The 24,236-nt window shown below is 54.4% G+C and carries 20 protein-coding genes and 2 tRNA genes; 4 read left to right on the top strand and 18 right to left on the bottom strand.

Features of this window, described 5'->3' with window-relative positions; genetic code table 11:
• Positions 1 to 247 precede the first annotated feature (247 nt).
• The 6 genes from GTO89_RS05260 to GTO89_RS05235 form a co-directional block, all read right to left on the bottom strand.
• A tRNA-Gly gene (locus tag GTO89_RS05260) sits at positions 248 to 322 on the bottom strand.
• Between the two features lie 8 nt (positions 323 to 330).
• A tRNA-Thr gene (locus GTO89_RS05255) sits at positions 331 to 406 on the bottom strand.
• Between the two features lie 158 nt (positions 407 to 564).
• Positions 565 to 1,785, bottom strand: a complete 1,221-nt coding sequence (locus GTO89_RS05250; protein ID WP_161261006.1) for an MFS transporter — start codon at positions 1,783 to 1,785, stop codon at positions 565 to 567.
• Positions 1,786 to 2,168: 383 nt separating this feature from the next.
• Positions 2,169 to 2,348, bottom strand: a complete 180-nt coding sequence (locus GTO89_RS05245) for a hypothetical protein (RefSeq protein ID WP_161261005.1) — start codon at positions 2,346 to 2,348, stop codon at positions 2,169 to 2,171.
• A 97-nt stretch (positions 2,349 to 2,445) separates the two neighbouring features.
• Positions 2,446 to 3,123, bottom strand: a complete 678-nt coding sequence (locus GTO89_RS05240; protein ID WP_161261004.1) for a ComEA family DNA-binding protein — start codon at positions 3,121 to 3,123, stop codon at positions 2,446 to 2,448.
• A gap of 154 nt (positions 3,124 to 3,277) precedes the next feature.
• Positions 3,278 to 4,528, bottom strand: a complete 1,251-nt coding sequence (locus tag GTO89_RS05235) for a serine hydrolase (RefSeq protein ID WP_161261003.1) — start codon at positions 4,526 to 4,528, stop codon at positions 3,278 to 3,280.
• Between the two features lie 239 nt (positions 4,529 to 4,767).
• Here GTO89_RS05235 and GTO89_RS05230 point away from each other — a divergent pair, with 239 nt between their 5' ends.
• Positions 4,768 to 5,070: an STAS domain-containing protein gene (locus GTO89_RS05230; protein WP_161261002.1), complete on the top strand. Its 303-nt coding sequence runs from the start codon at positions 4,768 to 4,770 to the stop codon at positions 5,068 to 5,070.
• A gap of 209 nt (positions 5,071 to 5,279) precedes the next feature.
• A complete protein-coding gene (locus tag GTO89_RS05225; protein WP_161261001.1) occupies positions 5,280 to 6,743 on the top strand; it encodes a 4Fe-4S dicluster domain-containing protein in 1,464 nt (487 codons plus the stop codon).
• 208 nt (positions 6,744 to 6,951) lie between these two features.
• Here the strand turns inward: GTO89_RS05225 and GTO89_RS05220 are convergent, their stop codons facing one another.
• From GTO89_RS05220 to GTO89_RS05185, 8 genes are all read right to left on the bottom strand, one after another.
• On the bottom strand, positions 6,952 to 8,361 hold the full coding sequence (locus tag GTO89_RS05220) for an FAD-binding oxidoreductase (RefSeq protein WP_161261000.1): 1,410 nt from the start codon (positions 8,359 to 8,361) through the stop codon (positions 6,952 to 6,954).
• Positions 8,362 to 8,378: 17 nt separating this feature from the next.
• Entirely contained in the window at positions 8,379 to 9,422 is a 1,044-nt protein-coding gene (locus GTO89_RS05215) for an electron transfer flavoprotein subunit alpha/FixB family protein (RefSeq protein WP_161260999.1), read from the bottom strand.
• 15 nt (positions 9,423 to 9,437) lie between these two features.
• Positions 9,438 to 10,226 carry an electron transfer flavoprotein subunit beta/FixA family protein gene (locus GTO89_RS05210; RefSeq protein WP_161260998.1) on the bottom strand — a complete coding sequence of 263 codons (789 nt, stop codon included), beginning with the start codon at positions 10,224 to 10,226 and terminating at the stop codon, positions 9,438 to 9,440.
• 314 nt (positions 10,227 to 10,540) lie between these two features.
• Positions 10,541 to 12,304, bottom strand: coding sequence for an ATP-binding protein (locus GTO89_RS05205; protein ID WP_161260997.1), 1,764 nt, complete (start codon positions 12,302 to 12,304; stop codon positions 10,541 to 10,543).
• Positions 12,301 to 13,269, bottom strand: coding sequence for a SpoIIE family protein phosphatase (locus GTO89_RS17790; protein WP_161260996.1), 969 nt, complete (start codon positions 13,267 to 13,269; stop codon positions 12,301 to 12,303). Before GTO89_RS17790 ends, GTO89_RS05205 begins: the two co-directional genes overlap by 4 nt.
• Before the next feature lie 63 nt (positions 13,270 to 13,332).
• Complete coding sequence (locus GTO89_RS05195) at positions 13,333 to 13,740, bottom strand: anti-sigma regulatory factor (protein WP_161260995.1); 408 nt, start codon at positions 13,738 to 13,740, stop codon at positions 13,333 to 13,335.
• Entirely contained in the window at positions 13,718 to 14,113 is a 396-nt protein-coding gene (locus tag GTO89_RS05190; protein WP_161260994.1) for an STAS domain-containing protein, read from the bottom strand. The genes GTO89_RS05195 and GTO89_RS05190 overlap by 23 nt, the downstream gene beginning before the upstream one ends.
• Positions 14,114 to 14,131: 18 nt before the next feature.
• Positions 14,132 to 14,980, bottom strand: coding sequence for an STAS domain-containing protein (locus GTO89_RS05185; protein WP_161260993.1), 849 nt, complete (start codon positions 14,978 to 14,980; stop codon positions 14,132 to 14,134).
• A 218-nt stretch (positions 14,981 to 15,198) separates the two neighbouring features.
• Here GTO89_RS05185 and ybaK point away from each other — a divergent pair, with 218 nt between their 5' ends.
• On the top strand, positions 15,199 to 15,678 hold the full coding sequence (gene ybaK, locus GTO89_RS05180; RefSeq protein ID WP_161260992.1) for a Cys-tRNA(Pro) deacylase: 480 nt from the start codon (positions 15,199 to 15,201) through the stop codon (positions 15,676 to 15,678).
• A 254-nt stretch (positions 15,679 to 15,932) separates the two neighbouring features.
• On the top strand, positions 15,933 to 18,953 hold the full coding sequence (locus tag GTO89_RS05175; protein WP_235920236.1) for a TIM-barrel domain-containing protein: 3,021 nt from the start codon (positions 15,933 to 15,935) through the stop codon (positions 18,951 to 18,953).
• A gap of 94 nt (positions 18,954 to 19,047) precedes the next feature.
• Here GTO89_RS05175 and GTO89_RS05170 read toward each other — a convergent pair whose 3' ends face one another.
• From GTO89_RS05170 to GTO89_RS05155, 4 genes are all read right to left on the bottom strand, one after another.
• Positions 19,048 to 20,178, bottom strand: coding sequence for an iron-containing alcohol dehydrogenase (locus tag GTO89_RS05170; RefSeq protein ID WP_161261033.1), 1,131 nt, complete (start codon positions 20,176 to 20,178; stop codon positions 19,048 to 19,050).
• Positions 20,179 to 20,602: 424 nt separating this feature from the next.
• The gene (locus GTO89_RS05165; RefSeq protein ID WP_161260991.1) at positions 20,603 to 21,760 is read right to left on the bottom strand and encodes an FG-GAP repeat domain-containing protein; all 1,158 of its coding nucleotides are present in this window, start codon (positions 21,758 to 21,760) and stop codon (positions 20,603 to 20,605) included.
• 112 nt (positions 21,761 to 21,872) lie between these two features.
• Complete coding sequence (locus tag GTO89_RS05160; protein ID WP_161260990.1) at positions 21,873 to 23,255, bottom strand: sensor histidine kinase; 1,383 nt, start codon at positions 23,253 to 23,255, stop codon at positions 21,873 to 21,875.
• Positions 23,242 to 23,952: a response regulator transcription factor gene (locus GTO89_RS05155; protein ID WP_161260989.1), complete on the bottom strand. Its 711-nt coding sequence runs from the start codon at positions 23,950 to 23,952 to the stop codon at positions 23,242 to 23,244. The genes GTO89_RS05160 and GTO89_RS05155 overlap by 14 nt, the downstream gene beginning before the upstream one ends.
• Positions 23,953 to 24,236: the final 284 nt, after the last annotated feature.

Genomic DNA, 24,236 nt, shown 5'->3' with positions numbered 1-24,236 from the left:
GTTCGTCCTGAGCCAGGATCAAACTCTCCACAAAAATTTGCAGATAAGCTTGAGTCAAGCTCTTAAAATGTTCAATCAACCGGAATTGATTGGTTTCGCACGCTTTTGATTCGCAACTGTTCGATTTTCAAGGACCAGTTTTTTCTCGCCCGTTTGTCGAGCGGAATTTTATATTACCACATTCGTCCCGAGGTTGCAACTGGTATTTTTAAGCATTTATTTTCTTTCGCTTAAAAATCAGGATGAATGGAGCGGAAGACGAGATTCGAACTCGCGACCCTCGCCTTGGCAAGGCGATGCTCTACCGCTGAGCTACTTCCGCAATGAAACTGGAGCCGATGGCCGGACTCGAACCGGCGACCTATTGATTACGAATCAATTGCTCTACCAACTGAGCTACACCGGCTTACAGATAATGCCGTTGTCAATGACCTGACAGAAACCACTGCCTTGCTGCTGGTTCAGAACGTCACTGTCATTCACAACAGTTTAGAAGTTTACCAGGCAGGACAGAAAAAGTCAATGTAAAATTTATCCTGAGTTGAGGATGCGTGAGACCGCCCTTTAGGAGAGAGCGGCCCCCTCTTTCTTTCGCCAATGGAGCGCCATATACATGGTTAACCCAGCGCCGATGAACAACAAAACTGCCAGCACGGTAAAAATGGGTACGATTCCGATCTGGTCCGCAACCTTCCCCAACACCGTGACGCCGACACCGCCCATGCCGATGGCAAAGCCGATGATCAAGCCGGACACGGTGCCCAAGTGGTTGGGCATCATCTCCTGCCCAATCACAATAGCCGAAGAAAAGCTGGAGAAGAGCACAATCCCCAACAGCGCCAAGATGGCCTGCAGCGCCAAACCGTTGCTGAAGGGAACAAGGAAAACAAGCGGCATCGAAATCAGCATCGACAAGAAGATCAGCCGTCGGGCGCCGAAGCGATCGGCAATGGGACCGCCCAATAATGTGCCGATAGCGCCCACAATGAGAAAATAGCTGAGCAAGTTAGCACCCTGATCTTTTGTCCCGTGCAGGATATCGACAAAGTAGAGTGGCACGTACGTTGTCAGCCCCGCTGTCACCCAGGAACGAAGAAAGACGATGATCAGCAGCGTGACGAGCGGCCCCGTAAAGACAAATGGCGTCGCGACAGACGCAGCAACGGGAGGTTCAGATAGCGCCACTGTTGGCGGGGATGCTTTCGCCCCACTCGATTCATGAAGGCTCGCTAAGCTCTGGATGAGCATGTAGGCCATGAGGACTGTAATCGGCAAAAAGCCGACCAGTCCGGGCAGACCCCACCACTTGTAAAAGTACCCGGCCAACAAGGGACCAATACCGAAGCCGAGGTTGCCGCCGACAGAGAAGATCGAAATGGCTGACGCTTTACCTTTCCCTGCAACAACTTGGGCGGCCTTATAACTTTCCGGATGAAAAGCGGCGACACCCAGTCCAGACAAGAGGAAGCCAAGCAAGGCAATCCAAAAGCTAGTGGACAAACCGGCAAGAGCCATCCCCGCTCCCGCCAGCACGGTGCCTAACGGCATCAACCAAGTTGTTCGATATCGATCGCTGAGCACCCCAAAGAGGGGCTGAATAACCGAGGAGGAAACGTTCCCTACCAGGATCGCGATCCCGACTAAAAAATAGGAGAGATCATAGCGGTCCTTGAGGAAGATGGCCACCAAGGCCATCGCGCCCTGATTCAGATCGGTTACCAAGTGACCGAGACTGAGCAGCAAAAGCTTTCGATTCTGCCAGATCGATCGCCACGATAGGTTCATCAAGAAAAACTCCGTTTCCGCGTCCGATTGCCCGAGATCGCCAACCACACCATATATCGAAGCAACCATCGGCTTATAATGTCGTAAAACTGGATGTCCATGTCTACAGTTGCTACTATATCATCCTGATTGCCGGAGTCAAACGGAAGAAGAGTTCTTCTTTCACCTATAAACACGATTATTGTATATTGGCTCGATGATATCCAAAAAATTAGACGTGCTCAAAAACAATAAAGAGACGCGGACATATTCCGGTCTCTTTTACGATTGCGATACAAGCGCTGCCTTTCGAAATGAGCGCCCTGCCTGCGACCGTTTACCGACTTCGCATCCCAACAGAAGTCGCCCATGAACGGCCTTTTTCTATCGCGCTATTTGCTCTATTACTCTTTATTCCCGCAATGGTTGCGTGCGTCAAGAACATACATGCCATCTTTCATCAACAGGCAATCACCAACCCTTGCCTCTTCGGGGATGCGGTGGCGAGGAATCGTCATGATCCCATCGTCGGTTTTGATAAAAGCTTCGTTTTCCCCGATGCCATCCAAAATCACATGCATCACAAGCCATCACTCCGTCTATCATGTTAGGACTCACCGGATTCGATCAATCGCAAGCCTTCCCACGAAAGGCACCGCTCATACACGTCTTCTCATGTCTTCAATCAACGGTGATCATCTCCTTGAGATCGGCATACTTTTTCGGACCTATCCCGGGAACGTTTTGCAGGTCCTCGGCGCGCTGAAAAGCGCCCTTTGTCTCCCGGTATTGAATGATTTTCTGGGCCGTCGACGGTCCCACCCCGGGCAGCCGATCCAACTCCGCCGCATCAGCCTGGTTGATGTTGATCAACGAACCGCCCTGTCTTGAAGTCGCCCCAGTTCCAGCGTTGGCGCCTGAACTCGCCTTTGACTTGGCGGATCCCGTTCCGCTTGACTCATTGCTCCCACCGCTTCGGCCACCATCCCCCTGGCGAAAGGGAACCACGATCTGGCGGCCGTCTGTCAATGGCGCAGCCCGGTTCATCCCCTCCACGTCTGCCTCGGGCAGGGCTTCCGCCAATCGGATCGCATCCTCCACACGGCTGCCGGCAGGCAATCGGTAGACACCTGGTTTACTGACAGCGCCGGTGACATGAATGGCGATCTCCTTCTCGGCTTTTCTCGCGGTTTGGCTCGCGCCTTGCTCGCCGTCAGGGGAATTCGCTTTCGCCGCTGGCAAAACTTTTCGCTCTGATGAGGGCGGCGAGTAGAACTTCGTGCCCTGAAGCCCCATGCCGATCACCAGTACCACCAGCAGCCCACCGAGAATGGCAAACAGACGTTTCGGATTCTCCATCAGTGTTTCGCCGCCTTTTCGCTTTTTGGATTCTGTTTCGACAGCGTAAATACATTTCCTTCCATATTTAATATGATTATGTAATAATTCTCTAAAAATTGTCCCGGTGACCTGCTTCAGGCACCGGGACGCCATAAAATCGATATTACGGCATTTATTGCGGAAGCGAAACCTGATAATCATAAATCATCTTGGAGACCTGAGCCAAGGTATCGGTCGATGCCGCCTCCCAACCATTTTTGCTATAAATAGAGAGGATAAAGGGACGGTTGTTAGCAAAAATGATGCCCACATCATGGATACTGTCATCTAAAGAACCGATCTTGTGCGCCACCACGGTGCCGGTCGGCAGCTTCGCCGGAATCCGATCATTGAAAATTGTGTTTTCCATGGCGTGGAAGATTTCCCCGCCCAGTTGAGGTTGAGCGTCTCGAAAAAGGAGCAATGCGCCCAGGTATTTTCCCATATCGCGAGGCGTCGTGATAAAGTACCCTTTTGCATCAGAACCGGTGACATTCCCGCCGAGAGAGCGCATAAAGGTGTTCACATTGTCCCGGCCGAGGTAATCAAGCAGCATCGCCCAGGCTACATTGTCACTGTAAACAATCGACAGGCGGCCCAACTCTCGCAGGGTATACTGGCCGCCATAGGGTTTGGTCTGCAAAATGCCGGTGCCCTGACGGTAGTACTGGGATGTGTAGGTCAACTTGGCGTCCAGATCGACCTTCCCTTGCGCCGCAAGACGATAAAGATACATGACTGTCGGCACTTTATGGGTGCTGGCGGTGCGGTGGATCTCATCACCGCCGATATCCATTTTCGCACCGGTGGTTACATCCTGCACAAAGAGATTCACCTGACCGGGCCGTGTGTTCAGGTAGTTCTGAATCTGTTGTTTGAGCGGACCGTAATCGGGGATAGAAACTTTTTTCACCCCCGCGCCGGGATAAAATCGCCCGTCTGCCGTCCGGATCGATGCGATATGACTGACGCCGTCCCACCCCAAGTCAGCGCCAAAGACCTGCTTGAACAGGGTGAGGGGAACGTACAGACGTTCTCCGTACAGGTAGGGCGAAAAGGCCAATTGAATCGCTTTCCCGTTGGCCGAAGCCCAGCGGTTCCCCGTCTCCACCGTCACCGCCGCACTCCCTCTGACCACTGTCATGGCCTGTGTCGCCGGATTCCAGTAAACGGTCATGCCGAGGCTTTCGGCCACACTCCGGAAAGGGACAGCCGTTAGACCCGTCTTGCTCTGAACGGATGGCGTCGTCTCAACCAAATTGCCGTTGACGGAAAGGGAGATGTCCGGGTAGTTGGCCGCAGCGGGATGAGCCGTTGCCATTCCACACAGCATCACAATGGCGCTGGAAAACACCATGAAGCCCCACTTCCAGGCTTTATGCATCATTTCCACCCTTTCAATAGTGTTAATTAGGCGCCCGTTTGGTGGGTGCACAATGCACTATTGTAAAGAGGCAGACGGGATGTGTCTACAAGCATATATTGGCTGATATAATGGAATTGCTTAATGTTTAAATAACCTTCCAACCTTCCAAAGGCGATCAGCCGGACTGGTTCCGGTTGAATGGTTATGATAAACTGATAGTAATGTGGAGAAGATTCGTTCGGAAAGGAAGAATGTTCATGATTCACGAAATCCACTCGTCGAATAATCAGGTTTCCGTGACGCTGGCAGGAAGTATTCTCGTGACCGACGCTGCGGAACTGCGAGAAAAGCTGCTGAAATATGCAGATAAGCCCGGCGTTCTCTTTCATATCGACATGCAGCGCGTGGAATTTATCGACAGTTCCGGACTTGGTGTACTCGTTACTGTTTTGAAACGGAGCCGGCAAAACAACGGCGATGTCGTTATCAAAGGGATTCACGGCGTTGTCAAAGAAGTCTTTGAACTGACGCGCCTCAATCGGGTCTTTCACATCGAGTAGTCGCCGGCTTGATTCGTAGCTCCTACTCCCTATTTCCGCCATAATTGCCGATATAAAACCCTTGTCTTCAATTGACAAGGGTTTTATAATGTTTTGTGCACATTCTCACATTGAACTTGCGTGAGAAAATCGATCACTCATTCGATTTACGATAATTCGCCATATGAAGCGATACCGTTTTGGAATGAATAGAACAGGAGGTACCTCAGATGCAACCCAAATTTGAAACAACCGTACAACTGCTGCGGCATGAGGTGCTGACCCATGTAGCCAAACTGGCCATGGAGAAAACACTTGATCAACACAGGGACCTCATTCCCTATATGATCGTGCAAGGCAAAAAGCCCCGTTTTCGCTGTTGTGTCTATAAGGAACGGGCCGTCCTTAAAGAACGGGTGATTCTAGCTTGCGGCAATGATGTGCGCGGCTCTTCCGGCATCATTCAGGTCATGCAAACGGCCTGTGAGGAATGTCCCGTCGAACGGTTCACCGTTACAGAAGCCTGCCGGGGCTGTATCGCCCATCCCTGCATGGAGGCTTGTCCCGTCGGCGCGATCAGCCAAATCAACCGCCGGGCTATCATCAACCAGGAAAAATGCATCGAATGCGGTCGCTGCCGCCAGGCTTGCCCCTATGGCGCGATCACCGATACGCAGCGCCCCTGTGTCAAAGCCTGCCCGGTGAAAGCCATCTCCCACAGCGAGGACAAACTGGCGACTATCGATCAGAAAAAATGCATCAACTGCGGTCAATGCGCCTACCGGTGCCCCTTCGGCGCCATCTCGGACAAGTCCTCCATCACCCAGGTCATCGGCACCGTGCAGGCCAAGGATCAGCCGGTCTATGCCGTTGTAGCCCCTGCCGTGGTGGCTCAGTTTCCGGACGCCAATCTGGGCCAGATCCGGACCGCCTTGAAGCAGATCGGCTTTTTTGATGTGGTGGAGGCGGCCCTCGGCGCTGACATGATCGTGCCGGAGGAGGCAAAAGAACTGGAGACAAAAATCCAGGAAGGCTCCTTCCTCACCACCTCCTGCTGTCCCGCCTTCTATGACTTGGTGGACAAGCACTTCCCCAGCCTGAAGGATAAGGTGTCCTCTACCGTCTCCCCCATGATCGCCGCTGCCCGCTATATCAAATCCAAGGATGCCAATGCCGTTGTCGTCTTTATCGGCCCCTGCATTGCCAAAAAAGCGGAGATCACCCGTGAATCCGTCGTTGGCGCCGTCGACTTCACCCTTACCTTTGAGGAGATGCTCGCCCTTTTCCAAGCCGCTGATATCGATCCGGCTCAATGTGAAGCCAACCTCCGCGAAGAGACCTCTCCCTACAGCCGCGCCTTTGCCCGCTCCGGCGGCGTAACGGCCGCCGTTGTCCAATCTTTAAAAGAGGCAAACAAGACCCTCGAAGTGCGTCCCGCGAAGTGCAACGGCGCCGAGGAGTGTATCAAAGCGCTTCGCCTGGCCAAAGTGGGCAAACTGCCGGAAAACTTCATCGAAGGCATGGTCTGTGTCAACGGATGTATCGGCGGGCCGGCTGCCTTGAACCACAGCGCCAAGGCCAAGGCTATGATCGATCAATTCAGCGCCGAGGCGCAGGTCAAGACGATCGGGGAAGCGCTGGAACCGCTTGACGACGGTGTGGTCGACCTACACAGCCACCCCGCTCCTGCTTGATGCTCGGCGATCCGGCAATGGGATGACTGCCGTTCGGACTATGGTCTGGAGCGGCAGTCATTTATTTAAACAGAAAAAAACCGCAGCACAAGTGCGCTGCGGTTTATAACAAGATCAAGGACAGTTCAAATTCACGAAACGATTCGAATAAAGGGATATTCAGTGAATCCGAGCGTTCGAATCGTAAAATGACGCAATAGAGAATCGGTTACCCGACGAGCACCTTGCCGGGGTTCATGATGCCGTTAGGGTCCAGTGCCTTCTTGATGGTCACCAGCACCTTGCGTTGGGCATCGGTCATGTGCTTGTCCATGGCCTGGGCGCGCTTGGCGCCAATGCCGTGTTCACCGGACAGGTTGCCGCCGAGGTCGTAGACGGCTTCGTACAGTTCGTCGAGAACGGCGTGTTTCAGTTCATGCCAGGCGTGATCGTCCCGATCTTCCCGCATGATCGTGCAGTGGATGTTGCCGTCACCGGCGTGGCCGGCGCTGGGGATCTTGCACTCATACTTGGCGGCGATGCGCTCGATGGCTTCGATCGCTTTGGGGATGTTGGAGACGGGTACGACGATGTCTTCCATGCAGTAGACGGGGCTGATCATGCGGATGGCTTCGGCATAGCACTTGCGGGCCTTCCAGATCCGCTCCTGTGTGGACATGTTGTCGGCGACAAAGACTTCCAGGGCGCCATTCTCCAAGGCCAATTTGCCAATGGTTTCATAGTCATCCTGAACCTGTGTCTCCGAGGTGCCGTCGACTTCACAGATGATATAGGCGCCAGCGTCGCCGTAGGGCAGCTTCTTGTTCAAGTACATCTCCGCCGATTTGATGGAGAGGCTGTCCATGAACTCGAGGCAGGTGGGGATGATGCCGGCGGTCATGATCTTGGGAACGACCTTAATGGCGGTCTGCATGTCGGCAAAAGGAATGAGCAGGTCAGCCACATACTTGGGCAGCGGCATCAGCTTCAGCCAGACCTTTGTGACGATCCCCAAGGTGCCTTCGGAACCGACCATCAGATGGACGATGTCATAACCGGTCACGTCTTTGACGTTTTTGCCGCCAAAGGTGACGATCTCACCGTCCGGCATGACGATTTCCAGACCGTAGATGTGGCGGGAAGTCACGCCGTACTTAACGGCCTTGTTGCCACCGGCGTTGGTGGCAACGTTGCCGCCGATGAAGGAAGAGTCTGCCGAACAGGGGTCGCCGGCGTAGAGCAAGCCGTGTTCTTTCGCCGTTTTCTGGACATCGCCGGTGGTGACGCCAGGCTCGCAGACCATAAACAGGTTTTCCGTGTCCACATCAAGGATCTGGCCCATCTTCTCCAGGGAGAGGACGATGCCGCCCTGCAGGGGAACAGCGCCGGCAGCCAGTCCGGATCCAGCGCCCCGCGGGGTAATGGGGATCAGTTCTCGGTTGGCCAGTTTGACCACTTCAGAAACCTGCTGGGCATTTGCCGGTTTAACGACAACCTCGGGCATTTTTTCCCAAAGCTTGTCGGAGACTTCGTCCTTGGCGTACATTTCGATTTTTTCTTCATCGAGGAGAACGTTGGCGTCACCCAGGAGGGCGCGCAGTTCTGCGACGACGTTATCAGTCACTTTATTGAATTGCATTTCACAACACCCCCTGCTTACGCGTTGGCCTTCAGGTTTTTGAAGGCTTCGATCATCATGGGAACGACCTCGAAGACATCGCCGACGATGCCGAAGTCGGCCACCTTGAAGATCTGGGCTTCCGGATCCTTGTTGACAGCGACAACGACTTCAGACGTCTGCATGCCAGCCAAGTGCTGGATTTTGCCGGATAGACCGAAGGCGAAGTATAGCTTTGGCGCAACCGTTTTGCCGGAGAGACCGATCTGATGCGGGTAGGTGGTCCAGCCGAATTCGACGGCGTCACGGGTCGCGCCGACGCCAGCGCCAAGGATGCGGGCCAGTTCTTCAACCATCTTGAATCCGTCGGCGTTTTTCATGCCTTTGCCGCCGGCAACGATGATATCGGCTTCTTCAATGCTGACTTCCTGGGTGGTGTCTTTGATATATTCGAGGAATTTCTCTGGGGTGAAGAAGGTCGCCCCGTCGAACTCTTTGACAATGACTTCACCGGTCCGGGCAGCGTTGAAAGCGGCCGGTTTGGCCGACTTGGGACGAACCGTGGCCATCTGGGGACGGTGGTCCGGCGTCTTGATGGTCGCCATGATGTTGCCGCCGATGGCGGGACGGGTTTGCAGGAGGAGGCGGGTGTCAGGGTCGATGGTCAGTTCGGTGCAGTCAGCGGTCAAGCCCGTTTCCAGCATGGCCGCTACAAGGGGCATCACCGTCCGGCCCGTGGTGGTGGCGGCAGCAACGATGACTTCCGGTTTCAGTTCTTCGCAAAGCTTGGTGATCGCCTTGCTGTAGGGGCGGGGCAGGAAATTTTTAAGTATCGCATCTTTAATGAAGAAAACCTTATCGGCGCCGCGCTTGACGACCTCTTCCAGACCGTCGATCTCTTCGCCCAGGAGAACACAGGACAGTTCGCAACCCAGTTCATCGGCCAGCTTGCGGCCGCGGGTCAGCAATTCATAGGTGACCGTCAGGATCTTCCCGTCCTTCTGTTCGCCAAAGACAAGGACCCCTTTATATTGTGAGAGTTTTTGCTCTTTCTCAATATTCGCGTTAACGTACAATGACATCGTTATCCCTCCCCCTTAGATGGCTTCCTTGCCGGCGAGAAACTTCATCATTTCTTCGACCGGGCCGGTGGTGCCGTCAGCTTTTTTCATGATCGTGTCGCGGGACAGCTTGGGGCTGAACACCTTCACGACCCGGGTCGGCGATCCCTTAAGACCCAATTCGGCAGGGTCGAGGCCCAGTTCGACAGGGCCGTAGACGGGAACAACCGTTTCCTTGGCTTTCAGCTTGCCCTTGAGGGTCGGGAAACCGGGTTCGTTGATGTCTTTATTGACGGTGGCCATGACCGGGAAGGGGATCTCAACGCGCTCAAAGCCGCCTTCGACGGTCCGCTTGACGATGACACCGTTTTCTTTCACTTCCACGGCAGAGACATAGGTTTCCACGGGGATGCCCAGGTAATAGGCGATCATGGCGCCTGTCTGACCGGTTTCACCGTCAGTCGCCCGTTCACCGCAGAGGATCAGGTCCACATCGCCAACCTTGCGGATGGCTGCGGCGATGGCTTTGCCGGTAGCGATGGTGTCAGAGCCGGCGAAGGCGCGGCCGGAGATGAGCACGCCGCCATCGGCGCCCATGGCGATGGCTTCTTTGATGGCCTTCATCGCCGAATCGGGACCCATGCTAACTGCGGTAACTTTCACATTCTCCTGCGAATTTTTGATGCGGATGGCCTCGGCCAGGGCGTTTTCGTCGAGCGGGTTGATAATGGTGTCCTTCCCACTGCGAATCATGACGCCGGTGACGGGATCCATCTTCACGTTGTCTGTGCCGGGAACCTGTTTAACAAGCACGACAATGTTCACCGTTTTGCACCCCCTGCAATATTTGGAACCATTGTTGGTTCATGTGGCTTGTAAACCACAGTTCATCTCCAAGCGAGGGCCGGGTGGCTCGGTGGTCAGACCATATTCTGCGAAAAAAAAGTGCGTGACCCTGGCTTTGCTTGTGAATGAGGGGCTTACCGCAACGCACATGAAATGTATTTTGTATGTACTCATTATAAAGCAAAAAAGTCCATCGTCCAATATTTTGTGAATAAAAAATTTTCTGAAATATAGTGATTTATTGTGAATCTATTCACTTTTGATGTTCAAGATAAACCCCGGCGTACCGGGGTTTATCCCATTTCTGCGGTTAACGGCAACCAGCGCACCAACATCCGTTCTACATCTACCCGGTTCAACGGCTTGGTTAGCCCGTCGTCAACACCCAAGATAGAGTTTCGCTTTTTATAGCCTTGCCGCACCGAGGACGTCATGGCGATGATCGGCGTTGTCCCGTTGGCGCCATTCGCATGATCGCGCATCTGTTTTACAATGTCGAGGCTATCTTCCTCTATGTTCGGGGAGTCCAGGAGGATCAGCCCATAATCTTCGACGGCGGTGGACCGAACTCCCTCCTCGACGCTCGTGACGGCGTGGACCGTGAGCCCGAATTTTTTGAGGTGGAGTGTGGCCAACCGCTGATTGACAGGATCCTCCTCCACCAGGAGCACTGGTTTGTCGGTCCGGATCGCCAGGCCCCGCTGCGAGATGACCGTTGACGGCGCAGCTTTTTTCGTTGGGCCGAACGGTACCAGCGGTATGACAAACCAGAAGGTGGAACCCTCCCCCTCCCGGCTTTCAAAACCGATTTGTCCCCCCATCAGGTCGACAAGCCGCCTGGCGATGGACAGACCTAGACCCGTGCCGCCATACCGTCGAGTCGTCGAAGTATCCGCCTGGGTAAAGGGCTGAAAGAGCGATACTTTTGCTCGCTCGGGGATGCCTACGCCCGTATCGGCGATCTCGAAACGCACCAAATCACTTGGGGAAATCGACGAGAGCCCCGGTTCCTGTGAAATGCGGACGGTGACTTGACCGGTTTCGGTGAATTTAACGGCGTTGCTCAATAGGTTAAACAGGACTTGCCGTAACCGCACCGGATCGCCGCGCACAAACCTTAAATCCATGATGTCAACGCGGGCAAAAAACAGAAGCCCTTTTTTCTCCGCTTTACCGGCATAGTCCTGCATTACGTCATCAAGCAGGCAGGGTAGATCAAACTCCACCTGTTCCAGACTCATCTTCCCTGCCTCAATTTTAGAGAAATCGAGGATGTCGTTGATAATCGTCAACAACAGGTTGGCTGAGTTGCCGACCACCTCGGCGTAATCGCGCTGCTCTCTGTCCAAGGCCGTGTGGAGCAAGAGTTCGGTCATGCCGATGATCCCGTTCATAGGGGTGCGGATCTCGTGGCTCATGGTGGCAAGAAAATCACTTTTCGCTCGGTTGGCGGCATCGGCAGCTTCTTTCGCGTCCTTGAGTTCAACGTTCAGTCGCTGGACCTTCTCCAGTTGCTGTTTCAATTCCAATTCCCGCTGCTGGAGCATGACCAGCGCCTGGCCCAATTCCCGGTTTTGCTGCTTGATCTCGTCAAGAGCCGTCTGGGGCTTTTCCTTTTCCAATGCCTCTTGCCAGCCGATCACAACAGGGTTGGAGACGCGCGGAAGGATGGATGGGATGGCCTTAGCGAGACAGACCACCGTCTCTCCCGGTTTGTCCTCCACGGCAAAAAGATCGACCAGGTTTTCATACCGGATAGTCCCTGGAACTTGGCCCAGGCGGTTCATGGGACTTTCACCGGCGGTACAAAAATGCTCTCCACCCCGGAGCACAATCTCAAGATACTGCCGGTTATCCCGTTCGAGCAGGTTGAATTCGACCTTACCGCCGCCGCTCAGCAACAGACTGCGCAGAAGATCGGACAACGCGCTGATCAGGCGAGTTCGGTCATGATCGCTGAGACCGGCCAAAGAGGCGATCTCACGGGCACGTTGACGCACTTGAATGATGTCCGGTTCGAATTGAATATCGGATTCACTGATGACAATTCCGCTCATGTCATACATCCTTGCTGCACAACGACGACGGTGACATCATCATTGCCGCGAAAAAAGTCTCGATACAGGACAGCGGCGATCACCGTCGGGTGGCGCATCAGCAGACCTGGATAGGCGGTGTGATCCCACCGGGATGTAAGCCCGTCGGAATGCATAACCAACAGGGCCTGCTCCGGCCAAGAATAGCTGTTCTCCTGGAACCTCCCCGGATGGAGCCCAACCGTCCCATTGTACGTAAGGCAACCGATCACCCCCTGCGGGGATAGGATTCTCCCAGCGATATTGCCGACTCCGGCGTAGACTACATGGCGCTCCACCAGGTCGATGGTTGCCAACGCCATGGCAGCCCCCCGGGTATGGCGCATGGGTTCATTGATTCCCCTTATGAATTGGGCTGGCGACGATATCGCGCGTTCGAGAAACAGGCGCAACGCCTGCTGCGAGGCCGCCGCCGCTTGCTCGCCATGACCCAGCCCGTCAGTGACCAGCACCATGCCTCCATCTGCTCGGAAACGGACAGCCCAACCGTCGCCGCTGACCGCCTCTCCCGGTTTTGGCAGCAGAACCGCCCCAACTTGCAATGGCGTCGCCGTTACCGGCGCTCCCCGCTCAAAAATCCGGGCCACGATCGCGGTCCCTTGGCCGGGCCGTGTGTAGAGATCAAAGACTTGCGACAGACGCCGGACGGCGCCCAGTCCGTTGCCAACGGTGCCCGCCGTAGAGACGCCGTCCTGTAGCACATACTGAGGATTCTCGATACCGGGTCCCTTGTCAAGGCTGATGATCTCGATACCGCTGCTTTCGCCTGTTTCCACAGACGAAAGCAGGATCTCTCCGCCCGCCGTCGTATGCTTGACCAGGTTGCTGGCCAGTTCAGTGGCCACGATGGCCACCCGCCCGGCCGCCTCGGCGCAGTACCCGTTGGACAAGGCGATAGCATTGGCGGCGCGCCGAACTTCTCCCACCTGGCTTGGCTCCAAAACTTGAAAACAGTGGTGATGGTTCATGCGCCCCACCTTTCTTTCTGCCTATATCCAACGGACAATGACGATCCTTGTTCCTTCATCAATATGGGAAGTGATCGAAAAATCGTCGACAAGCCGCTTCGCACCGGGCAGACCCTGGCCTAGCCCATTGCCGCTCGTATAGCCATCCTGCATCGCCAGGTCGAGATCGGCAATTCCCGGGCCCCGATCTTCGAAAATGAGCCGCAAGCCCCGTCGTCCCTGCGCTTCGATCGGTTCGAGCAAGACGATTCCACCGCCGGCGTAGTCGAGCATGTTGCGGGCCAACTCGCTTGTCGCCGTCATCAGTCTGGTTTGATCCAGGCGACTGAAGCCGAGCCCTCCGGCGCAGTCACGGACGCGTTGCCGGACGGTTACAATCTCTTGCGCGCAAGAGACGGAGAAACGCTCACACTTCGGCTCTTGTGTCATGGGCCGTCTCCGGAAGTAACCGCAAGCGAGAACGCAACATATCCATGCCTTTTTCCACATTCAAGGCTGTGATCACACCGGGAAGATCGAGTCCCAGTTCAACCATGGTGATGGCCACTGCCGGCTGCATACCGACGACAACAGTCTGGGCGTCCATGAGACGGGTCACTGCAGCGATCCCCCCCAGCATGCGGCCGATGAAAGAGTCGACGATATCCAAGCTGGAGATGTCAAGCAGCACACCCCGAGCGCCTGTTTTGCCGACCATGTTCGTCAAGTCGTCCTGCAAGGCCATGACCAAGCGGTCATGCAAATCCACCTGAATCGTGACCAGGAGGAAAGGACCCATCTTCAAAATGGGGATCCGTTGCATACTGCTTCCTCCTAGGCTTTATTTGGCAGGCACGACGATCAATCTGCGCATCTCATAGGCCAGTCGGAGCGCTCCGGCCAGGGAAGCCCTGGTCTTGACCATGGACAAATCAACGCCCAGTTGCACAATCGTCTGGGCAATCTCCGGCCGAATGCCACTGATGATGCATTCGGCGCCCATCAGGCGGGCTGCGCTGACCGTCTTCATGATATGCTGGGCCACCAGGGTGTCAACGGTGGGCACACCAGAGATGTCCAAAATGGCTACATCCGAATTGGTCTCCTGGATGCCTCGCAATAGATTTTCCATGATCACTTGGGTGCGCCCGCTGTCTAAGGTACCGATCAGGGGCAGTGCCAAGATGCCGTCCCAGACGCGGATGACGGGTGTCGAGAGTTCCAGCATCTCCTGCTGTTGTCGGGAGATGATTTCCTCGCGCGCGCGGGTGTAGCTCTCAAAGGTGAGCAACCCCAACTTGTCCAGGGTACGTGATAAGGGGAGAAACTCCTGGACGAAGATATCCATTTGACTGTTGACTTCACCCTGGACGAGACGAATCAAGGCCTCTTTCAGGCTAAAGACGTAATTGGCCGTCTCGGTGGGGCTGAATCCCTGGTGGGTGCGAGTCACGGAGATCTGGGCGAGCATCCGACGAATCGGCTCCCACTCGCCCCGGCTGATATCCTCCACATTCCCTGCCGCGATCGCGCGAACAAAGGCATCCACAAACTCTTTCGACTGGCGGTACAGATCCTGTGAAGTCATCCGATCCAAACGAAGGGACAGTTCGGACAACTGACCTTCCATCCAGATCTGCAGCAGGTTATCCTTTCTTTCCATCAAGAGATGGGTGATCCGGGTCGGCATTCCCACTTCCTCCTGTCCTTGTTCGAACAAAATCTTTGCTTTCATTATAATTCTACGCTTTGAGCGAAAACCATTCTTTTTTTCCTGCTGTGAAAAAAACATCCATGAGACGAGTTCTTGACAGCCGCGCGAATCCGACTTTCCTTGGGGACGTTGACATGGTACGCTAATAACGTTCTCCCCAGAAAAACCACTCATCACCGAAGGAGATAATGCCCATGGCTCAAAAAACAAACGCCGCCCGCCTGCTCGACCAGATGAAGATCGCCTACGAACTGATCGAATATGACGTCGATGAATCAGACCTCTCCGCTGTCACAGTGGCAGCCAAGAGCGGACTCCCCATCGAGCAAGTCTATAAAACCCTCGTCGCCCGCGGCGACAAGACAGGTGTCCTCCTGGCCTGCATCCCAGGAGATCAGGAGTTGGATCTGAAAGCCCTCGCAGTCCTGAGCGGCAACAAAAAGGTAGATACGGTTCCCCTGAAAGAGGTGCAGCCGCTGACGGGATACATTCGAGGCGGTGTCTCCCCGGTGGGAACGAAGAAGAAGTATCCCCTTTTTGTGGACGAGCGTATCGAGTCTGTCCAGCGGGTGTCCGTCAGCGCCGGCATTCGCGGATGCCAGATGGCGCTCTCCCCCGCCGACCTGCTGCGGGCGACTGGGGGGCGTTGCGGGCGCATTTCGAAGAGCCCATAAGGACTCAGGGATCCTCGCTTGTTGACCCTTTCTTTGCTTCGTAAAATAAATCTTATGTAAACTAACAACCTACAGCGGCAACCTCTAATATGACAGGTTGCTGCTCTGCCATTTATCCTCTCTGTTTAGATTGTAAATAAAATAATAAAGAACGTAAAAACCAATTCTAGGATCATTTTTACATGGTAAAATTTAATATGTCGTTATGCTCGCACGATCCCGATCTCGTCGTGAATAGGAAGGAGGGTCCGCCTTTGCTGGGGGAGAAAGCCTTTCGTTTTGTCAAGGTCGAACAGTTTTTTGAGGGGTATCGGTCATGGAAACGCCTTGATTCCGTGCTCGGCGTTGCCTATGACGGACAGAAAACGGTTTCCCTCACGTTTAAAAGAGACGATGGCCAAGATTGCGTCCTGCTGCTCCAGTTCCCTCGCATAGATACATTCCGGTTGCGATTTGGCCCTGACAAGGTAAAAAGGACCGATTATCCCCTGTCCAACACCCGGGCCATCGTCCAAGACGATTTTGAACAGTTGCAGGGGCTGATGGAGCCCTTTACGTTGGACGTGGATCTGAAATCAGCTTTCGGCGCCTTACATATCACCACAAAAAACGATCAAAACATTCCCTACATGCGGCTGGTCGTCGAGTACGCCCCCTTCCGCATCACCGCCTACAAAGTGGAACCCGACGGCCCCTTCCCTGTTTTGTCTACGACGACACCGGCCATCTACTACACCGAAAACGGCCTAGACGGCTATTCCGTCATCCAATCCTTCCAAAAACAAGCGACCGCCAAATTCATCGGCTTCGGCGAGCATGGGGGCTTCGATCTTTCCAAAAACACAGCTCAACTGACCTTCTTCAACTATGACAACATGCGCTACCGGCAGGTATACGACCGGGGCCCCCTGGAGAACAGAGAACCCCTCTATCACTCGGATCCCTTTTTCATGGAGTTCTTCGGCGTTCCCAACCGTGAGAGTGTTTGCGGCTTCTTTATCGACAACCCCTCACAGGTTTGCATGGACATCGGCTTTTTGAACTCAAGCCGGTACATGTTCGGCACGCGCTTCGGCGACCTGGACTATTACTTTTTCCTCGGAAAGAAAAGCGCCGATGTGATGGGGGCTTTCACATCACTCGTAGGGAAAGCCCGGTTGAAACCGCGCTACGTCCTCGGTTATCACCAAGGGCGCTATGGCATGGACGACCGCGCCGCTGTGGAACAGTTGGCCAAAGACTACCGGGCCTATCAGATCCCCATCGACGGCCTGCATATCGATGTCGATATTCAACGGAATCATAAAACCTTCACCATCGACCAGGAGCGGTACCCCGACCCGAAAGGGATGTTTGCCGAGCTGCGCAATCTGGGATATAAATGCAGCACCAACATCACGCCCATCATCAGCAATCAAGACCCCGATGATTCGGGCGATCCGGAACACCGGCAGTACAGCACCTATTACAGCGGGATGGAAAAAAACTATTTTGTCGTGGACAAACGCATCCGCCCGGACGAAGACGACGCCAGGAGGTATCATTTCTACACAGGCGGCCAGGAGATCGAGGTCCCCTTCAATAACCCCATCGATACGGGCGATCCCTACGAGGGCGAGGTCAACTACGGCCATGGGGCCACCAACGGCCATTATCCCGATCTCGGCCGGAGAGAGGTCCGCGAATGGTGGGGCCAACAGTATCAATACCTTTTTGACATGGGGCTCGAGATGGTCTGGCAGGACATGACGACCCCGTGCATCGATACCTCAAAAGGCGACATGCGCGGCTTTCCGGCTCGGTTGCTCGTGACCGACGACTTTACGAAGGCTGATGACACAGAAGAGGGCGCCTCTCCCTATCGGCCGAGTCCCGCGATCAAGGTCTGGAACCTCTACTCCTACAACCTGCACAAAGCCACCTATCACGGGTTGAATCACCTGCGGGGACGGGAAAACAAACGCAACTTTATCATCGGGCGAGGCTGCTTCTCGGGCATGCATCGTTTCGCCGCGCTTTGGACCGGCGATAATGCCTCGGAATGGGATTTCCTGCGGATCAATGTGTCCCAGGTGCTCTCCCTGGGGCTGACCGGTCAAGCGATCTGCGGTCAGGACATCGGCGGTTTTGAGCCGAAAGACGGGGAGAAATGGGCCGATCCCGAACTGCTGATCCGCTGGACCATCGCCGGCGCCTTCCTCCCCTGGTTTCGCAACCATTACATCGCCAAGGATGGGCTAAAGCTCTTTCAAGAGCCCTACGCCTACCAGCGACTCGTCGACGAAGGAAAAGTGGCCGAAAATGAGGTGGCGATCTACGCCAGTGTTCTGCCGGTATGCAAATACTACATTGAACTCCGGTACCGACTGATGCAGCTCTTCTATGACGCCATGTATGAAAACACGCTGAACGGCATGCCCATCTGCCGTCCCCTCTTCTTGACCGATGAAGAAGACGGGGCGCTCCTGAACGACAAGCTCGCTTTCATCAACGATCAGTTCATGGTGCGCAACGACCTGTTGATCGCGCCGGTTCTGGATAAGCAGTCCAGGGCTAACGGTTTCGGCCGGCGGCAGGTCTACCTCCCAGCCAATAGCCGCTGGTACAACTACATGGATAACCGGCGGCCGTTGCAAGCTCCCGTCGAAGGCGGAACGACCATCTGGGATTTCGACGCCTCCATCAACACCGACTCCAACCATATCGGTTTTATCGTTCCCATGTTTGTTCGCCATGGCGCTGTGATCGCCACGATTGAACTGGAGCAATACGTGGGCGAATGCAATGAAAAGGGACTGCCCAACCCGATCACCCTGAACATCTACCCCGGCGCCGATGGTCAGTACACGATGTATCTCGATGACGGCGTCAGCCGTTCCTCGGCGCCGTCAGGCGATCGCCGATCCGGCGCAGATCCGCAGGCCAAGAGCGAATACCGGGAGACGCGGATCACCCACAGCTACACCGGCAATGACAAGCGGCAGGTGCGGATCGAACGGATGCATGACGGGTACACGCCCAAACTGGAGAATCACTTCTTTGTCGCTATCCTTCACGATCCGGTCGAGAAGATCGGCGCAAGGGGCTGCCTGCACGGGGTCACCCTCGGAGGATCAGAACTCCCCTGCCTCACGGACGGTTCGACGCAGGAGCGGGCGACGCGATTGCTCGAAGCAGAAAAGAATGCATGGTACTTTAACGAAGATGTTCGGATCAGTTTTATAAAAGTCTTTGATGACAGCACCTTGCTGGAGATCGAGTTGACTTACGCCTGAATGACGTGAGCCCCAGAAAACAAGAACAGAGCGGTCAAGAGACAATGGATCTCTCGCCGCTCTGTTCTTGTTTGTCAGAAAAGGAAGTGCCGATTTACAGGGCGTTTCGGAAAATCTGAACGATATCGGCAATATTGGCCATGCGGGGGTTGGTAGCCGCACAGGCGTCTTTCATCGCATTTTCCGCCATAATATGCAGATCCTCTTCCCTCACACCCAACTGAGCCAGACCGGCCGGGATGCCCACATCGCTCGCAAGCTTCCGGATGGCAGAAATGGCCACGTCGGCAGCGTCCCGTGTGGACAGGCCTTCGACTTTTTCGCCCATCGCGACTGCGATGTCGCGGAAACGTTCCGGGCAAGCGATCAGGTTGAACTTTTCTACATGGGGCAACAGGATGGCATTGCATACACCATGGGGGAGGTTGTAAAATCCGCCGAGTTGGTGGGCCATGGCGTGAACATAGCCCAGTGAGGCGTTGTTAAAGGCCATTCCACCGAGAAACTCGGCATAGGTCATCGCTTCACGGGCGGCATAGTTGGCGCCGTTGGCCACAGCGGCGCGCAGGTTCTGGGCGATCAGTTCAATCGCCTTGATGGCGCAGGCGTCGGTGATCGGTGTGGCGATTGTGGAAACGTATGCTTCCACGGCATGGGTCAAGGCGTCCATACCGGTGGCGGCCGTCAGCCCGGGAGGCATACCGAGCATCATATCGGGATCGTCAATCGATACGGTGGGTGTCACGCGCCAGTCGACAATGGCCATTTTGACCTTACGGGATGTGTCGGTGATGATGCAAAAACGGGTCATCTCAGAGGCGGTGCCCGAGGTGGTGTTGATGGCGATCAACGGAAGGATCGCTTTCCTCGATTTGTCAACACCTTCGTACTCATGAATGGCGCCTCCGTTGGTGGCCACTAAGGCGATGGCCTTGGCGCAGTCATGGGGCGACCCGCCGCCAAGGGAAACGATCACATCTGATTCAGATTCTCTCAATGCCCTCAGCCCGGCTTCGACATTCAAATCGGTGGGATTCGGCTCAGCGCCCGCAAAGACGGCGCAGCCAATGCCAGCCTCTTCTATCAGCTTTTTCATCTTGTCTGCTACGCCCAGTTTTACCAGGTCTTTATCGGTGACAATCAGCGCTTTATGACAACCTAATGTCTTAATTCGGTCTCCCACTTCTTGAGCAGAGCCTTTCCCCATCAAGTTTACTGTTGGCATAAAAAATGAACGAACTTGTGACAACTTTATTACCTCCTGGTGATAGTTCTATTTTTTCATTGATATTCAGAAAAGAAACGCCTGGAAGAAATAGTGTGTTTTGATAAGATTTATTATAAGAAATCACCCAAGAAATTCAATGAATTCGTTCAATTTTGAAAATTATCATATTCACAGCTTACAGGTTGATGTTTTCTAAACAGCTACATTATCTGCAGATCCTACAGCTATATCATGACTCGCCAAAGTGAAATGTATGATGATGGGTCTCGAAGACAGGAATACCGATGCTCCAGGGTCTACATTGGTTGGATTGAAAAAAATAAAGCGATCCCGCTGGCTGGCGCGGGATCGCTCTAGAGGGTCATCGTCTACGGGGACGCATCGAGACCATCGTGATCTTCGTGATCTTCCTTTTGATGGTTTATTGCTCCGCCGTTTTTTTCAACGTCTCCAAGGCTTGTTGGACAGGATAGGAGATAAATCGTTCCTGTGTTTCCGTATCGAGCCCTTTTGTCGCAGCCAGGGATTTTTCGTAGGCCCCTTTGGCCTGAGCGGCCTGTCGCAGCCCCTCATAAGACTTCCCTAATTCATAGTAGGCCTCATGTAAATCGGCTTGCACTTGTGCGGAGCTTAATTCCAACTGTTCAATCGTCTTTTGCAAAAGGCTCTGCGCTTCCGCATATCGACCTAATTGATTCAACGCCTCCCCTTTGAGCAGCTGCCAAGCATATGCCTCTGGATAGCCAAGCTTCAGTTCCTCTCCGGCTGCGATCGTCGCAAGCGTCTCTTCTCCGGCCTTCGACTTTACCTGCCCGTCGGCCAGGTAATACTTGTAGAATGCGGCGCCTGGCATTTCTTTGACCCGTTCCTGGTAATAGTCAACGACTTTTTTATAGTAGTCAGGATACTGTTCTTCGGCATGAACCCACCCTGCGGTCTTACCGGTTGCCGTCCACCGCACCAAGTCGATTTTATAGGCTTTCCCCGTATCCTTCCGCCACAGGGCGAGGGCAACGGCCTTGCCATCGACCTCCGGATGGGCGGCGGGAAGGATATCCAACTTGTGGTACCCCAGAGTCGCCAGCGGTTCCACATGATGGTCGCGCCAGGTGAAAATGTCCAGTCCGTTGCCTGCCGATGCGCCAATCAGCCAACCGAGCAGTAACTCCCCTCGCCCGTCGCCATCAATATCGGCAACCGTGGCCATGTCGATGGCGAGACCGCTGGCTCCCTCTGTTTGCCACAGCTTCTCCCAGTGATTCTGATTGTTCTTGAGCAGCAGCGCGCCCAGTTCCCCCTTCTGGCCGGCGCGGTATGTGGCCAACACCTCGGCGTTGCCGTCACCATCGATATCCACCTGCTGAATCGCTTTGGCCCCTGGCGGGTTTTTGGGCTCTTCCAAGCTCGCTCCAGGGGGCAGGAACTTCTGAACCGTCGCCTGCAAGGATTCGTCGACCTGACTATCAGACAGTGGTAGCTGAGGCGGCATGATCATGAGACTGGGCGGCGTCAATACGCCACATCCCGATAAAAAACTGCCCACCAATAGGGCGCCAACAGCCAGCGCTTTGCCCTTCATCGATATTCCCCTCCAATTCCATCGAAAATGTCCGGCGCCGGAACTTACTTTGAGTATAGATCAAGGAGTTCGGCAAAGGGTTAGGCAAGGGTAAAAATTCGTTACGAAAGGGTTACAGGGGAAGGATCACCTGCGCCGTTGTCCCCCCTCCGGGAACGCTGTCGATATTGAATTGCCCGTGATGGAGTTTGATAATCTCGTCACAGATGGACAGGCCGATGCCGCTGCCGGCGGACACCTGGGTCCCTTTGTAGAATTTTTGTTTCACAAGGGGCAATTCCTCCGGGGGGATGCCTGCGCCATTGTCGGCTACCTCAATCGTAATAAACCCATCATCGAAAGAAGCGCTGACGCGCACCTTTTCTCCCGGGGACGTAAACTTAAAGGCGTTATCCAGCAGGTTAATCAAGACCTGTTTCACTCGATTGGCATCCACCTTCGCCGCCGGCAAAGGGGATGGGCTGGCAAGGGACAAATCGATTCGCTGCCGTTGCGCCCTCGGGGTGGCTTGTCTGACCACCGAATGCAGCAATGCTTGCAGATCGACTGTATCGATTTGCAGTCGCATTTTTCCGGAAGACATACTGGAAAAGTCCAGCAGTTCATTCACCAGCAGGGTCAACCGGTCGCTTTCCTTTTCGATGATGTCCAGTCCCTCCATCATCTCTTCCCGATTCTCCGGATCGCCAGTGCGCAAGGTCACGGTCCACCCTTTGATCGAGGTTAAGGGAGTGCGCAGTTCGTGGGAGATGGCGGCGATAAACTGGTCTTTTAGCTGTTCATGGCGGACTACTTCTTCGGCCATGTAGTTTAAGGTATCGGCCAGCTTGCCGATCTCATCGTCATATTTTTTCACGGCTCGGACGGTAAAGCGTCCCTTTGCCATTTCCCCGGCCGCCGCTGTGATCTCTTCGACAGGACCTGTGATCGTAGACGACAGGAGCAGGCTGACCCCGGCGGCCAATAAGACGACCATAAAGCCTACAAAGAGCAAGAGGAAGGCGGCCTTCTCCATCACGTGGTAAATGCCTGTCAGAGAAGTGACAAAACGAACAGCCCCGGCAACTTGCGCGCCCGATCTTAAGGGATAGGCAACCGATAAGACCGGCTCGCCGGTAGCGGGAATCGTTCCTTGCCACTGCCCCATTTCTCCCGCCAAGGCACGCTGCACATCCGGCGTAGACAGCATCTGCGCCCTGCCGGCACCTTGCGAATCGGCCAGCAGGACGCCTCGGTTGTTGACGATCTGGACTTGCGCAGACGTCGTTGCTGCAAAGCTATCCAATAACGCCGGCGCTTCCCTGTCTACATCAGCGCCGAAGAGATAGCGCCCGTAAAAATTGCCGGCTACCTCTGCTTGTTTCTTGAGGACGTCCAAGACGTTGTCAAAATAATACTGTCGAATGCCCAACAGCAAAAAAGATTCCAATAAAAATACAGTGAACAGGATCACCAGGAGGTAACTGACGACGAGGCGCTTCTTAATCCCCTGCACTCGGGCTTCCCTCCCGCCAGCGATACCCCACCCCCCAGACCGTCTCTAAATAGGTTGGCTGGGAGGGATGATCCTCGATTTTTTCCCGCAATCTCCGGATATGTACATCAACTGTTTTGGGGTCTCCGACAAAATCTTTTCCCCAGGCGAGATCCAGCAGTTGATCGCGACTGAGGGCCTGCCCGGCCTTTTCCAGGAAGATCTTCATGAGGCAGAACTCACGGGGCGTTAAGGTCAGCTCCTGCCCCTTTTTTGAGATTCGCTGCGCCTTTACGTCTAACCGGAAAGGTCCCTGGCAGAGGACTTCTTCGTTCTCCTGGTGAGCCATCTGCAGGCGCCGGAGAACAGCGCGAATCCGGGCGACCAATTCGAGAGGATTGAAGGGTTTTACTATATAATCATCGGCGCCCAGTTCCAGGCCCATCACTTTATCGAAATCTTGTCCCCTGGCCGTCAGCATGATGACAGCCACATCAGGGGTCTTTTCACGCAATCGGCGGCACACCTCAAACCCGTCGATGCCCGGCAACAGGATATCCAACAGGACGAGGTGGGGCTGAAAGGACTTGGCCAGGTCAAGCCCCTCCTCCCCGTCGGCGGCCGCCATCACCTGAAAGGAGTTTCTCTCCAGATTGATCAGGATAAACCGGCGGATCGCGTCTTCATCTTCAATAACCAGAATTCTATTTTGCTTCATACTTGCACCCCGCAGCAGATTTCCTGTGCAATGATGTTCGAGTATGAATTTTACTCGCGTTCATTTCAAATCTCATGTCATTGCATTTACTGCTATTCTATTCAAGAAATCATTATCATCTCCTTCCCAGGGAAGAAGCCGTTGAGCACCTAGAACCAGAGAGATCATTTTCGTTAAGAAAGCGGTTGAAAGGGAATAAAGGGAAAGAGCGATGGAGAGTCATCGAACTCTTCCATCGCTCTTTTCCTTTTTGGCTTTTTGGGCACAGAATGCGCTAACAAGGA

This window comes from Heliomicrobium gestii, assembly GCF_009877435.1.
Classification (GTDB): domain Bacteria; phylum Bacillota; class Desulfitobacteriia; order Heliobacteriales; family Heliobacteriaceae; genus Heliomicrobium; species Heliomicrobium gestii.
Note: the sequence above shows the minus strand (reverse complement) of the source record. Positions and strands in the feature narration are given on the sequence as shown.

Excerpts from the sequence above, each read along its gene's own strand:
- GTO89_RS05220 (WP_161261000.1), bottom strand. The coding sequence starts at position 8,361 with ATGCAATTCAATAAAGTGACTGATAACGTCGTCGCAGAACTGCGCGCC.
- ybaK (WP_161260992.1), top strand. The coding sequence starts at position 15,199 with ATGGCTCAAAAAACAAACGCCGCCCGCCTGCTCGACCAGATGAAGATC.
- GTO89_RS05235 (WP_161261003.1), bottom strand. The coding sequence starts at position 4,528 with ATGCATAAAGCCTGGAAGTGGGGCTTCATGGTGTTTTCCAGCGCCATT.
- GTO89_RS05155 (WP_161260989.1), bottom strand. The coding sequence starts at position 23,952 with ATGAAGCAAAATAGAATTCTGGTTATTGAAGATGAAGACGCGATCCGC.
- GTO89_RS05165 (WP_161260991.1), bottom strand. The coding sequence starts at position 21,760 with ATGAAGGGCAAAGCGCTGGCTGTTGGCGCCCTATTGGTGGGCAGTTTT.
- GTO89_RS05205 (WP_161260997.1), bottom strand. The coding sequence starts at position 12,304 with ATGAGCGGAATTGTCATCAGTGAATCCGATATTCAATTCGAACCGGAC.
- GTO89_RS05190 (WP_161260994.1), bottom strand. The coding sequence starts at position 14,113 with ATGCAACGGATCCCCATTTTGAAGATGGGTCCTTTCCTCCTGGTCACG.
- GTO89_RS05230 (WP_161261002.1), top strand. The coding sequence starts at position 4,768 with ATGATTCACGAAATCCACTCGTCGAATAATCAGGTTTCCGTGACGCTG.
- GTO89_RS05185 (WP_161260993.1), bottom strand. The coding sequence starts at position 14,980 with ATGCCGACCCGGATCACCCATCTCTTGATGGAAAGAAAGGATAACCTG.
- GTO89_RS05195 (WP_161260995.1), bottom strand. The coding sequence starts at position 13,740 with ATGACACAAGAGCCGAAGTGTGAGCGTTTCTCCGTCTCTTGCGCGCAA.
- GTO89_RS05170 (WP_161261033.1), bottom strand. The coding sequence starts at position 20,178 with ATGCCAACAGTAAACTTGATGGGGAAAGGCTCTGCTCAAGAAGTGGGA.
- GTO89_RS05250 (WP_161261006.1), bottom strand. The coding sequence starts at position 1,785 with ATGAACCTATCGTGGCGATCGATCTGGCAGAATCGAAAGCTTTTGCTG.
- GTO89_RS05215 (WP_161260999.1), bottom strand. The coding sequence starts at position 9,422 with ATGTCATTGTACGTTAACGCGAATATTGAGAAAGAGCAAAAACTCTCA.
- GTO89_RS05225 (WP_161261001.1), top strand. The coding sequence starts at position 5,280 with ATGCAACCCAAATTTGAAACAACCGTACAACTGCTGCGGCATGAGGTG.
- GTO89_RS05240 (WP_161261004.1), bottom strand. The coding sequence starts at position 3,123 with ATGGAGAATCCGAAACGTCTGTTTGCCATTCTCGGTGGGCTGCTGGTG.